The sequence below is a fragment of the Pantoea sp. EA-12 genome, assembly GCF_030053355.1.
Taxonomy (GTDB): Bacteria; Pseudomonadota; Gammaproteobacteria; order Enterobacterales; family Enterobacteriaceae; genus Pantoea; species Pantoea vagans_C.
In genome coordinates, this window is sequence record NZ_JASGBY010000006.1 from 64,343 (window position 1) to 77,492 (window position 13,150).

General features: G+C 47.0%; 8 protein-coding genes. 2 read left to right on the top strand and 6 right to left on the bottom strand.

Translation table 11 applies throughout. From position 1 onward, the window contains the following. The first annotated feature begins 8 nt into the window (after positions 1 to 8). Positions 9 to 431, top strand: a complete 423-nt coding sequence (locus tag QMZ30_RS10940; protein ID WP_283227569.1) for an NUDIX hydrolase — start codon at positions 9 to 11, stop codon at positions 429 to 431. A gap of 1,178 nt (positions 432 to 1,609) precedes the next feature. Here the strand turns inward: QMZ30_RS10940 and QMZ30_RS10945 are convergent. The 4 genes from QMZ30_RS10945 to QMZ30_RS10960 form a co-directional block, all read right to left on the bottom strand. Then, positions 1,610 to 2,662 (bottom strand): RepB family plasmid replication initiator protein, encoded by a 1,053-nt coding sequence (locus QMZ30_RS10945; RefSeq protein ID WP_058962421.1) that lies wholly within the window; start codon positions 2,660 to 2,662, stop codon positions 1,610 to 1,612. Positions 2,663 to 3,611: 949 nt separating this feature from the next. Then, complete coding sequence (locus tag QMZ30_RS10950) at positions 3,612 to 4,547, bottom strand: ParB family protein (RefSeq protein WP_283227570.1); 936 nt, start codon at positions 4,545 to 4,547, stop codon at positions 3,612 to 3,614. Positions 4,548 to 4,582: 35 nt separating this feature from the next. Then, on the bottom strand, positions 4,583 to 5,785 hold the full coding sequence (locus QMZ30_RS10955; RefSeq protein WP_283227380.1) for an AAA family ATPase: 1,203 nt from the start codon (positions 5,783 to 5,785) through the stop codon (positions 4,583 to 4,585). A gap of 1,394 nt (positions 5,786 to 7,179) precedes the next feature. Continuing rightward, the gene (locus QMZ30_RS10960) at positions 7,180 to 7,317 is read right to left on the bottom strand and encodes a hypothetical protein (protein WP_283227381.1); all 138 of its coding nucleotides are present in this window, start codon (positions 7,315 to 7,317) and stop codon (positions 7,180 to 7,182) included. 747 nt (positions 7,318 to 8,064) lie between these two features. Here QMZ30_RS10960 and QMZ30_RS10965 point away from each other — a divergent pair. Further along, positions 8,065 to 9,600, top strand: a complete 1,536-nt coding sequence (locus QMZ30_RS10965) for an FAD-dependent oxidoreductase (protein WP_283227382.1) — start codon at positions 8,065 to 8,067, stop codon at positions 9,598 to 9,600. A gap of 158 nt (positions 9,601 to 9,758) precedes the next feature. On the opposite strand, the gene QMZ30_RS10970 is transcribed toward QMZ30_RS10965, so the two are convergent. Further along, a complete protein-coding gene (locus tag QMZ30_RS10970) occupies positions 9,759 to 10,466 on the bottom strand; it encodes a type 1 glutamine amidotransferase domain-containing protein (protein ID WP_283227383.1) in 708 nt (235 codons plus the stop codon). Positions 10,467 to 10,720: 254 nt separating this feature from the next. Continuing rightward, positions 10,721 to 12,994 carry a FepA family TonB-dependent siderophore receptor gene (locus QMZ30_RS10975; protein ID WP_283227384.1) on the bottom strand — a complete coding sequence of 758 codons (2,274 nt, stop codon included), beginning with the start codon at positions 12,992 to 12,994 and terminating at the stop codon, positions 10,721 to 10,723. Positions 12,995 to 13,150: the final 156 nt, after the last annotated feature.

Here is a 13,150-nt window from a genome sequence, read left to right on the forward strand (position 1 = left end):
GGATGAAGATGATCGCAGACAAGGTTATCCGCATTGCGGCGGCAATCATGATCAATGCGGAGGGGCGAGTACTTTTGGTTCGCAAGCGCGGTACCCGCTATTTCATGCAGCCCGGAGGGAAAATTGAGTCGACTGAACGGCCTGTGGCTGCATTGATTCGTGAACTCAAAGAGGAACTGCAAATCAATGTCACTGAGCAGGATACGCAATATGTCGGTCAGTTCATTGATACAGCCGCAAATGAGCCAAGACATACGCTTATCGCTGAAATATTCACTGTTCTTGCACCCACTACAACGATAATGCCAGCGGCTGAGATTGAAGAGATCGCCTGGCTCCATCCTTCCGAGAATGCTTCGCTGCCGTTAGCGCCGCTCACCGGCCAGCAGATACTCCCCCTCATATTGAACGCAGGCCAAAGCGCTCACTGAGTCTAGCTATTACCAGCCAGTCATGATGAGCAAGAGCAAACGTGAAATGAAGGGGATCTACACCTGATCAGGATCGCGTGGAGCAAGTCGATCCTGTGGAACAACCACTATAGAGAGTAAACCACTCCTTCATACCCTGACGCGCTGCAATGATGACAATTATCCGTTCCTGTGCACTCGCGCCCATCACCTTTAGGTTAGTAATCACTAACACCAGTATTGCCAAGCCTTGCGAGGTTAGTAATCACCAGGGGGGTAGGTTAAACATAACCACTATAGTGAGTAGTTACTCTCTATAGTGGTTGTTTCTACTCTCTATAGTGGATGTTTGATCCTCTGCCCCGCAAATCAACGATCTTGCGATCAATATGGGATCTTCAAGTTCTTCCGATATGTGCATTGCTTGAAATTTTACTCTCTATAGCGGTTAGCCAAAAAATCAAACATCAAAAATAAATACTATAAATCATAGCCTTAAGATAATTAAACGAAACCAAATAACCGCTATAGAGAGCAAGCTCACTCTCTATAGTGGTTATTGCAGGATGCGAAAATCCCGCAATAGCGTTCCTGCTAGCAGGATCTCGGCTAAGCCGCTCATCAATGCCACCAGCAGTGCTATCCACTGTAGTGAGTAACTCCTCTCTATAGTGGATATACAGAGAAGGAAAAGCAGTTTCCGGCAGTGAAAGAGAATAACTCTATGATAATAAAACAATAAGTGTTGAGTTTTAGGCGGTATTGAACATAAATTACACTGTTATCTGAACAAATATCCCTCAATAATGATCAAATAACTCAATAAGATAGAAGTGATAACGTCACTTCCGTCTAATAACCACTATAGAGAGTACATACCTACTCTCTATAGTGGTTGTTAAAACCTGGCGACGATGCTGGACCATTCCATGACGACTAACCACAAACAGTCCCCTCTTCTATCACACTGAAAGCAGTCACATTGCGGGTTTTAGCTGGTAATGGTGCAAATTGTGAGCGATTTCCAGATAACCACTATAGAGAGTACAAGCCTACTCTCTATAGTGGTTACTGGGTCACAAATGTCTTGGTAGCAGTGAATGTGGGAGGTGAACGACGTGGATTGCAGCAGCAAATAACCGCTATAGAGAGCAGCCACTCTCTATAGCGGTTATCAAATGGGGGGCTAATTCAGAAGACTACTTCACTTTACCTTTGCGTATTTCCTCGAGGATCTTCAGCTCCGCTTTTGACAGCATCACCATTTCACCCTGCGGCTCGCTGACTGCAGCAACATCATTGGTCTCAATAGGATCATCCAACTCCAGCTCATCTTCGAGGATATCCGGCAGCTTAAGTGGCAGCTCTGCAGGTTTGAGCTTAGGCCGGCGATAGTGAATGTGGAATACCACGGAGCTACCGCGTTTTAGCTCAGTGTAATCAAGGTAACCAATGTCTTTGAGCTGTTCCATCGCCCTGCGTACGGTCGCGTTTTGCGTGATGGGACGAGATGTCAGATTCAGACGCTGTCGCAGGCGCGCCATGGAGATAGGCGCCGGATTCGGAGGCAGGCTTTCGATAAAGGTATAAAGCGCCTGAGCGGACTCCTTACGAGCCAGAGCGTTTATGGCGCGTAACTGCAGCAATACCTTGCGATCAAACTGATACAGTTCGAACAGCTTGGGATCGGCCTGAAGCTCGACCGTATCCTTTTTGACACTGTATTTAGCGGATTGCACCAGATGCGTGACATAGAGTTCATCTTTGTCAGCAGTACCGAACTGGATGGTATTGGATGCAATGCGGATCAGCGAAGCTTCCAGTCGCTCCCTCAGCTTGGCTGAAGATCGAGAGGAAGGAATGCCACACAGTTTGACGAACTCGACGAAGGGTAAAACGACTTTGTCATTGGTGACGTTGTACTTTGCAAACGCGTGAATGATCCCGACCCATGTCTTGAAATCATTGTCCATATCGAGTCGCTGGCCAATGATCCTAATCTTCTCATAACCTTCTGATTTTACAAGCGACAGCAACTTAAGCTCGTTCGTGACATCAGTAACGGCTGTCGTGTCGTTTTTACGGTTATTGGTCGATTTTAACGTAGGAACGAACAGGCCCAATCGCATTAAAGCAACTGGTTGAACCGTGTTATCTCTGTTGGGGGTAAGTACAACCAGTTCGCCAGTTCGTTTATCTGTTTCTGAAAAGGCTTCAACTATCTTGTTGTTTTTTAGCTCATTTTCCGACATTTTCGAGGATCCGGTTTATACACAGGGACATCGCGCGTTTACTCTCTATAGCGGATACTAGCACTCACTTCATCGGTTAGACTACTCTCTATAAAGGATAATTTACTCTCCATAGCGGTTAGTTTACTCTTTATAGCGGTTATCAATCTCTCCTCAGGGCTTGCGGCACAAGGCTTTAACCGTAGTGGGGATCTGTTAGGAACTTCTATGATCTTATAAGGATCTATTCTTGGATCGGGTCAGTGAATAATGGGGATAACCTTTTCTGGATAACCGCGGCTGATCTTCAGTCAATCACGCTGCAGAAATCATAGTTATGCACAGCAGAACCAGTTACACACAGCTTTCATCAATGCCTGCTCACTACAGCGGTTATCAGTCACTCTCTTCATCGGTTGTTTCACTCATTTCATCGGTTATTTTCCTCTCCATAGCGGTTAGTTTACTCCTTATAGCGGTTATTAAAGCCCTTTCAGCCCAGTCATATCAAGGCCTACAGCGATCCGGGATCTTCTTTGATCTCAATGGGATCTCATTATGATCGAATAATTGGATCTACCCTGTGGATAAAGGGGATAAAAATCAGCGTTAAATGAGACTGTTAAGCAGGTTTCAGCTGGAAGACGGTGATTTCGTTCAATTATGAATGTCGATCCTGAGAAAAAGATCCCTTTGTATAACTCGCTGGATGGATGAGCCCAGCTTTTGGATAAACACACCATCAACAAGCAGATGTTCGTAAATTGAGCCTGTACACGGTTTTAGGCGCGTTAAGGGGATTTGGCTTGCAAGATACGATAGTAGAACGTAAATCGCTTAGAACGTTGCTGAAGCGCTTAGGAGCACAGATTCAAACGGAAGGTGAATTAATGAAATGTGGGAACGGTATTAAAACAAAAGGACGTGAAAATCACGTCCTTTTGGATTTGCGTTGAACGAAGGAGCCGGATCAAGATTTAGAAAGGATCGCCTTAATAGCAATATCGATCTCTTCCAGCGTATTGGCAGGCAAACGGTGGAATTCATACTGCACATGGCGTTTTTCTGCGTTAGTTTTGCGCTTAGCGTAAGCGGTACGATCTGAGAAATGGCCAAACTTCTCAGTGGTGACACTCTTGTTTTTCACTGGCTTAACCAGCTGCTTTTTAGCAGTGGTGAAAAACGACAGGATCCGGGTTTTCTGATCATCGGAAGCCAGTTTGTGCAGCGCCTTATCGTCATCCATTCGCGCTTTGACCTGAGCCACAACCTCTTTAACCGCCACACCCTCTGCTTTCGCTTCTTCTGCCACATCCAGCAGCAATTTGTAGTCCGGAATGCTGAGGTCGGAAACGACCGGTATTAACTCGATAAATTCAGCAGGAACCCACGCAGCCTGAAATGCACGCGTCACTTTGGCGTTTGAGATCCCTTCTGCTTTCGCAATCTCGGTCTTGTTCATGCCTTGCGCTTCCATCATCAGGAAACGTTGACCCAGTTCACGCAGATTGTGCTCTTTTGCTGTCTGAATATCCGCAGCCAGCTGGCGGGCATCACTGATATCAATTTCATCCTCGGTCACCAGAACTTCGAGGCCCGTTCCGGCGAACAGACAAGCGGCACGACGACGAGAACCATCCATAATTTCAATGCGGCCATCCACCAGGCGACCAATTGCCGGAAAGAACTGCTGCAACTCAATGGTGCGCGTAATGTCTTTTACTGATTCTTCAGTGAGCGCTGACTGGTCTCGCCCATTCACCTGCGCGTCAACAAAGGTTTTGCTTTCCACTTCACCGCTGGGAATGAGCTGGCGGCTGAATGTCGCTGTGTTACCGGACTTCAGAGTGAATACGCGTGACTGATTGCCGCTGTTGATAAAGCTCGACATCTGGGATTGGCCCATGGTGCGGCCAATTCTTTTGAGTGATTTGGGTTCGGTCACTTGGTACTCCTGATATATTCAATGCGGTCAAATACAGCGCGTGAAAAATTCTCGGCTTCCTGTTTCGCCTTTCTGAGTGCATCGGCACTGCCTGGATACGAAGTCGGATTTGCGCTGATCACCGTGTCAAATGACTCACCACAGCGCTCAAAACCATCTAAACGGGGTAATACCGCATCCAGCATCGATTTTGTGAACACCTCACGTGCATAGCTATGAGACGTAATGTGGTCATGTTTGGTGGTCATCTTCGACATAAAGCCAATATTTGCTTTCAATCTTGGCTCTATCCCCTCGTTCTCAATGCGCTCAAGCATTTCCGGCAGTCGCGTCAGGTATTTCATCGTTGAGTGAAAATCAACCTGTGCTGGCGGTGTCGGCGTAAGCAGTAAGTCACTAGCGGCAATGGCATTGAGCATAAAGGCATCAAGATGCGGGCCGGTGTCGATAAAGATGAAATCGTAATCTTCAGCCAAACGATCAATGACGTTGCGGCGCAGAACTTCAGAGGGTGCGATCCCAGGTAGATTCTCAGCAACCAGTGCATCCCAGTCGCTGGCGACAAAGCCATCATCGATAGAGGCAGGCATCACATCGACGCCAGGCATCACTGTGGGTTTCACAAACTGCTCACGCAGTTGCTCGGTGCTGACATCGTTTAGCATCGCCTGTGCAGCCGTTTCCAGCACCGTACCGACACTGTTGGTATGGCTGAGGAACATGGTGCTGGAGGCCTGCGGATCCAAATCAATCACCAGAATTCGCAGATCATTATGCAGCAAGCCTGGGTGAGCACGTAAACCGTGTGCCAGGGTAACGGTCGTGACGGTTTTGGACACGCCACCTTTGAGGTTGACTACAAAAACGACGAAGGGATCTTTATGTTTGTCGCGATATTTGGGCACCTTGCGATGCTTATAGATATCGACGACGTTTTGAATGCTCATTGCATATTGAGAAGTGCTGCCGGTCTGCTTTCTGCCGAATTCATAACCCGCCTCTTCCATCTCACTGATGGCGGCGGCAACCGCGTGTTTACTCAACAGCGGTAAGTTGGCGACGGCATTACGAGTAAAGGTATGGTAGTAGCCTTGCTGGTTAAATTCCTGACGCTGCTGCTCGATATGGCTGCTGAGTCCGTGCAGCATGCCATTCGCACGGTTAGCGATGTCAAACACGTCACCGTAATCACGCTTCATAAGCACCTCAATAATAATGATTTGTTGTATTGTACTAAAAAAGCTTCCGCATGCCAGTTTTTAGGTAAAAATCAATAAAAGTGGATTTTTTAATGATTGAGTGATTTTCGCCTTTATAAATATATTTTAATTAAATCAATAGTTTATGTAGTTAAAACGTTCACCCAACCAATCAATTCATGAAAGTCATGTTTCAATCAATTCCCCTACCCTATCGTACTTAGCACGATATTTAAACAAAAGGTGTTCAGCCGAGTTATTGAAAAAAACAGGGTTGATGGTCAAGCTAATTGATGAAATGGTTGGCCGGCGTTTTCATCGGCAGGATGAAGTTGACAATATGAGGCTGCACGAGCTTTGGTATAAAAATGGTTGTAGAGGCTGCAGTGATTTTGCGTATTATCACCCACATGCGATCGTCATACAAAATACGCCTTCCCTTCCCTTCCTATGATTCATTTAAATAATGACAGTTAACGCTGTTCATTAAAATTATGCGCTACAAGCTGTGACCGCACCTTTTCAAAAAGTAGCTAATGTTGGTACGCAGTCATTTTCACTAATTTATTTACTCGCCAAACACTGAATGAATTTTATAAAACATTTTAATTTCAAAGTACATCTACTACACATTTAGCTCACATCAATGATGTGAACTTCTTCTCTGCAGCATGTTTCAAACACGCTCCTCAGAATAATTCAGTGTATGAATGTGCTAACTCTTGATCTGGTTAATTTAAGTGACAATAAAAATTCATCTGGATATGGCATTAGTATTGCCACCATTGTGATCACGTGTGTTTCAATGTACACCACACCACACCACACCACACCACACCACACTACAACTTGTATAGATTAAAATCTGTTGATAAGACTCGAGGCTTTTATTATTCGAGTTCGCGTTGATTTTGCGGTGTACAAAATAATTTGCGCACAACATTACGTAAGTACATCTAGCGCTCGATTTTCAGAATCAGAAATGTTCTGGTGGTTCAAACTGGGATTGCCTGACGGTTAACTTGAATAGGATTTGATTGAAGACTTTTATCAACCCTGACACCTGAATCTGAGAAGTATAATGCACGTAATCTAATTGAGAGAAGAACTGTAATAGTGAAAATTTATCTAAGAATGTAGATAATTTTAGATATTTAGGTGTTAACAATTAGCTCTCGAAACTTCTGCGCTGCATGTAGCATTGAGCACGTAAAAGATATCAACCTTAGATTAGGTTGAAGCCAAGGTAGTAACACACTTTGCAGGAAAATGTTTAAATTTGGCTAACTGCATGGTGATTTTCAGCCTGAAAAAGTGTGATTATTTGTTATTATTCAATATCTTAAGTTGATTTTTCGGTGGTGTGAAAATCATTAAACTGAAGGGTTTTAACTTCACTTTAGGTTATTAATGGTAATACTGCATTGTCCAGCGTCCAGCGTCCAGCGTCCAGCGTCCAGCGTCCAGCGTCCAGCGTCCAGCGTCCAGCGTCCAGCGTCCAGCGTCCAGAGTCTTACTTTTGACAAATTCATCCGTTTTCAACGACCCTGACAATTCGACAAAATTTACCTATTTGACCAATTCTCATAGCAGCATTACGTGCCGATCATCCAACCAATGTGCAACTGACCCTTACATGTAGTTATCAGATGCCATTAATCACACCTACTGGTGATATAAACGAGGAGAAATCTGGAGAAGGCTTAAATGCTGGTTTTAGCATAAAAGTCGCATTGCGCGGAAAGTGGAGGATAACGAATTACCTACTGTCGTTTAGATGCATTTCGTTATCCTGGAGTTCTGCCTGGAACAGCTGCAAAGGGATGAAGGACACGAAATGCGTTATGCAGAAATACCATCGTCATGACTCACTCGGGCATATGAAAGTAGCGTACAGACCATCCTAAGCGCCATCACTATCACTGCCTTCACCACCAATCAAAAATCCATGGTGATTTTCAGCCTGAAAATTTCAGGAAATTTCTTTTAATACACTACCTTATAGCGTTTTCAGGAAGGTGAAAAAATCCATCTGAAAAGGTGACAATGTCATTTCAAGCTTAAAGCATCAACACTCATGACAGCGAGCCCGGAAGGGCAGGGCGCCCCTCTACTGCCGGTAAGAATGCTTTACTCAGTGCGTGCGGAAGACAGTGAGCAAAAGCACGCCCAGTTCAATCAAGCACAATTATACTTTGCATTGAGCTGTGTAAATCACACTAACCTTACGCGTTCACCATGGCGTTCCTTTTTAACTCACCCCACAGTCGGATAGTCCCATGAACAATATCGACGTACTCATCGTTGGAGCAGGGCCCACTGGTTTGGTGCTGGCACTCTGGCTCACCCGGCAAGGCGTGTCAGTTCGAATCATCGACAAGAGTCAGGGACCGGGTGAGACATCACGAGCAATGGCCGTTCAGGCACGCACGCTGGAACTTTATCGACAGTTGGATTTGGCTGAAGAAACCATCGAAGCAGGCTACAAAATGCCAGCAATGAATATGTGGGCGAAGGGAAAACCGAGGGCGCGCATTCCTCTGGAGAATGCCGGAAAGGACATTTCTCCGTATCCGTTCGTGCTTGTCTTACCCCAAGACAGACATGAAAAACTGCTGGTCACCCGTCTGGAAACGGCAGGTGTTGTCGTCGAACGACAAACAGAATTCATGTCGTTCAGGGAAGAAGGCGAACAGATTGTTGCCACGATCAAAACACCTGGAGGTCAAACGGAAACCTGTACTTCCACTTATCTTGCAGGCTGTGATGGAGCGCATTCCCCGGTGCGTCATCAGATTGGTAGTGACTTCGAAGGCGGTACTTACAACCACCTCTTTTACGTAGCAGATGTACTGGCCAGTGGAGTGTCACCCGCGAATGAGGGACATATCGCCTTCGACAAGTCTGATTTTGTCCTGGTGATGCCTTATGGGCCGGAGAATCAATATCGTTTGATCGGCACTGTTGAAAGTGAGGAAGGGGATAAGCAGCAACACTCTTTTGACGATGTCAGCCAAAGGGCCATCAGCGGATTAGGGCTCAGTATCAAACAGGTAAACTGGTTTTCTACCTACCGTGTCCATCACAGGGTAACCAATCATTTTCGACATGGTCGTGCATTTCTGCTGGGGGATGCAGCACACGTCCATAGCCCGGCGGGAGGGCAGGGGATGAATACCGGCATTGCCGATGCGATAAACCTTGCGTGGAAATTGTCTGCGGTAATTAAAGCGCAGGCCCCTGAAACCTTGCTGGATAGTTATGAGGCGGAGCGAAAAGGCTTCGCTCACCAACTGGTAAAAACCACAGACCGGGTCTTCACTTTCATCACTGCCGCTGGCGGGTTTGCAGATTTCGTGCGTACACACATTGCACCGTCGATCGCCAGTCAGGCCTATCGATATGAACGTGTACGCGAATACCTTTTCCGCGTCATCTCACAAACGACGATGAGCTATCCGGACAGTCCTTTAAGTGAGGGAAAAGCGGGAGAGATAAGTGCGGGCGACCGCTTACCGTATATCGCTATGGGTGAGACAGACAATTATGCATTACTGAGAAAGATAGTCTGGCAATTACACATCTATGGTACAGCCACTGAAGAAGTCAGGAACTGGTGCGATCGCCATGGTGTGGAATGGCATGTCTTCCCCTGGCAGGATGTATTTGAGAAAAAAGGATTCAAACAGGACACCGCTTACCTGATTCGACCGGATGGCTATATCGGCCTGGTGGTCACTGAAGGACATGTGGAGCGTCTTTCCGCTTATGTCAGTCGTCTTGGAATACAGCGAGCTTTGTTGTTGAGGCATTGAAAGTCAGCTCGCTCGTGTTACTGGCCCATTCATCAGTTCATTGAGTGGCGTAGCAAGTTGCATCAACATGAGTGTGCCAACTTCGATTTGTGGGAAAAATCAGCCTATGTTGTTGGCACGAATTCAACACTGCGTCAGCCAGTTTCAGCAACAGTGTTTTAAAACGCAAGAGTCGCCGCCAGCAACGCGTGACACAAAGCCTCACCAACTGCGCTAGCCGATTGCGGGTTCTGACGGGTAATCAGCAGGCCGTCGATCACCACATTGCACTGCCAGTTATCCGCAGGCTGGTGGCGTGCCCCTCGCGCTTTGAGCGCCGCTTCCAGCATAAAAGGCACTACATTTGCCATACCGACTTCCATTTCCTCGGTATCAGTGAAGGCCGCCACGCGTTTGGCTTTTACCAGATACTGGCCGTTACGCAGTTTCACATTGATCAGCGCTGCCGGGCCGTGGCAAACCGCCGCAACGGGTTTGCCGCTCTCATACATCTGGCGCGTCAGGTATTTCAGCACGGCATCATCGGGGAAATCCCACATCGTGCCGTGTCCGCCGACAAACAGGACCGCGCTGTAATCCTCACTTTTGGCCGCCGCCAGCGGTAAGGTGTTATTCAGCCGCTGCTGAAAGCCCACGTCCTGCCAGTAGTGCTGATTGATCGCATCATCTTCGATACCATAAACCGGTGGTTTTCCTCCTTTGACAGAGGCAAAGGTCGTTCGAATACCGGCTGATTCAAGCACATGTAAAGGGTGAGTCAATTCTGGCAGGTAAAAGCCGGAGATTTCATGCCCGGCGACGATATCGCGAAAACTACTCAGTACCAGCAATACTGGTTTAACTGAGTGCGGCTGGACGCCATTCATAAAGGATCCTCAAAGTCTTATTCATTTTTTGCGTAGCGGATGCGCTGTGCCGGGAAATGAGCCAAACATCGCCCTGCCCAGAATAATTTGCGGCGTAAGATTGTGAAACGGTGATTTGCTTATAGCGGCAATAAGAATTCTTTATAACAGTGTGGTATGTAATGTTTTATCGCCGAAATATAATGTTTAAACATTTCCTGGAATATCAGACGCTTCGACATGAAAAAGAGCCTCCGCAGAGGCTCATAAATGTCTTAGAAGGAAGTAGTCACACCCGCATAATAAGCGCGGCCCGGCTCGTTATACGTTGAAGCACCTTCGTTCTCGCGGTAGATCTGTTTATTCAGCAGATTGCTGATGCCGGCACTGAAGCGAAGGTTTTTATTCATCTCATAATTTACGCCAACACCATAAATTGCATAGGCTCCGACTTCCTTATCTGATAGGCCGCTCGCTTCTTTACGTATCTCAGCCGTGGTACGTGGATGCTGACGCCCATACATGGTCCAGCTCAGGGTGGTGGATAGGGCATCGGTCATTTGCCATTCCAGCCAGCTGTTCACGGTATATTTCGGAATCAACGATAAAGGGTTACCTGTCGATTTATATTTCGACGTGAACATGTAGGTGGCATTGGTGCGCCAGTTCAGCCTGTCTTCAATCAGCGGTAGGGTTAAGTTTCCTTCGAGACCCTGGGTCAACGCTTTACCGCCGTTTTGCCACTGATAGATATCATAGGTCGAGGAGTACCATGAACCGGCTACCGCAACGCTTCCAAGAGAATCCGAGCCCGCGACTATTTTATTTTGATAGTCATTACGGAAGTAGGTCAGGCCTGCGCTGTAACCCGCATCATTCCATTGCAAACCAATCTCTTTATTTACACTGACTTCTGGTTTGAGATCGCCATTACCCATCAAATAGCAGCCATTGCTGCCGCTTACGGAACATCCGTTACCACTGCTGGCGAGAAGATAGCCTTCGGTTGATTGATAGAGATTCGGGGCTTTAAACACGCGAGCAATACCGGCTTTCAGTTTGATCGTGTCGGTTAAATCCTGCTGAATGTTAAGGCTCGGGCTCCAGTTATGACCGAATTTATCGCTGTAATCGAAGCGCAGACCGGGAATCAATGTCGTGCCGTCAAAGGCATCAATGGTGTCTTCCAGATAGAGTGCACTCAGCTCCTGGCTGTTTTTACTGCTGCGCTGCGATGGGTCGCCGGAAACACCGTTAATATCAATGCCTGTCGCATCGGTTTCCTGCATCGCCGCTGGGTCGTTGAGCTGCTCTTTATTCCACTCGCCCCCGATGGTTAAGGTATGGTCCACCAGCAAGTTAAAGGGAACGGTATATTCGTTGTTGATGCGCCAGGTTTTATAACGGCTGGTGTTGAAGGTATCGCTGTTGATCATCCCTTCTACTTTGCCGGTTGAACCTTCGGCCAGACGCGTATTATGCGTATCCTCATAGCTCAGCGTGAGTTTGGATTGCCCCCAATCCCAGATGCCATTGTGGATGAGGCTATAAGCCTGACGGTACATGCGGTTGGTTTCGCTGCCATATAAGGTCGGCACCAGCGTGCTGAGATTACTCAGGCTATATTGCGTATCCCCGGCATAAATATTGCCCTGACGGCTGTAGGCGTAATTGAAGTCGAGGTATTGTTGCTCGTTAATCTTCCACTGTAACGACGTGTTGATATCACGATTGCGCACACCTTCGTGACCGGCTGCGTAGGAGCCGTTCTCGCTGGTATTGATATCGTAGGCATCGGCGTCGGTTTTATTGATATTGCCGTACATGCGCATCGTCAGCACGTCATCGATCAGTGGGCCGCTCAAACTAAAGTTCATGCGCTTGGTCGCGCCCTCATCTTTGTCTTCGGGCTGATTGGTGAACAGGGATAATGAGCCGTGCCAGTCATTGGTCGGGCGTTTGGTGACGATGTTCACGACACCGCCCATCGCGCCGGAACCGTAGTGAGCCGCCGCCGGGCCGCGCAGTACATCGATGTGATCCACCATCTCAGCGGGAACCCAGTTGGTATCGCCTCGGGTATCACGTTCTCCGGTGCGGCTGTAGCGTACAGCGCTGCGCGAAGAAACGGGGACACCATCAATCAGGATCAAGGTGTTTTCGGGGCCCATACCACGAATATCAATCTGGCGATTATTCCCGCGGCTTCCTGTGGCACTGTTTCCAGTGAGATTAACGCCAGGCATTTTGCGAATAATATCGGAGAGATCATTGACCGGTGGATTGCGCTCAAGATCCTGTTGAGTAATCAAGGATGCACCAGGTTGCTGCTTTAATACGTTCTCAGCTTTTGCACTGACGATCATATCCGTTTCATTTGTTGCTGGCTTCTCTGCCTTTTTCGCTGAAATAACTTTCGCTTTACCGCTATCATTATTATCCAGCGATAAGACGTCACTATCATCAGCCGCCAGCACATTTCCACTGTGAACGATAATTCCAATCAGAATTGAAAGCGTTGTTTTCCTTACACCAAAGACAAAAGACATATTGTTACACCAGATTATTATTAGTTACATATCAAATGAGTAGGAGAATAATTATCATAATCATTCTCAATATTGATATTTTTGACACATTTAGACATGTCTGATGGTGCCTGTTTACATGTCTTGCCTCGGGTATTGCAAAAAAGGTTGCAAAGT

Excerpts from the sequence above, each read along its gene's own strand:
- QMZ30_RS10940 (WP_283227569.1), top strand. The coding sequence starts at position 9 with ATGATCGCAGACAAGGTTATCCGCATTGCGGCGGCAATCATGATCAAT.
- QMZ30_RS10945 (WP_058962421.1), bottom strand. The coding sequence starts at position 2,662 with ATGTCGGAAAATGAGCTAAAAAACAACAAGATAGTTGAAGCCTTTTCA.
- QMZ30_RS10950 (WP_283227570.1), bottom strand. The coding sequence starts at position 4,547 with ATGGGCCAATCCCAGATGTCGAGCTTTATCAACAGCGGCAATCAGTCA.
- QMZ30_RS10955 (WP_283227380.1), bottom strand. The coding sequence starts at position 5,785 with ATGAAGCGTGATTACGGTGACGTGTTTGACATCGCTAACCGTGCGAAT.
- QMZ30_RS10960 (WP_283227381.1), bottom strand. The coding sequence starts at position 7,317 with ATGAATTTGTCAAAAGTAAGACTCTGGACGCTGGACGCTGGACGCTGG.
- QMZ30_RS10965 (WP_283227382.1), top strand. The coding sequence starts at position 8,065 with ATGAACAATATCGACGTACTCATCGTTGGAGCAGGGCCCACTGGTTTG.
- QMZ30_RS10970 (WP_283227383.1), bottom strand. The coding sequence starts at position 10,466 with ATGAATGGCGTCCAGCCGCACTCAGTTAAACCAGTATTGCTGGTACTG.
- QMZ30_RS10975 (WP_283227384.1), bottom strand. The coding sequence starts at position 12,994 with ATGTCTTTTGTCTTTGGTGTAAGGAAAACAACGCTTTCAATTCTGATT.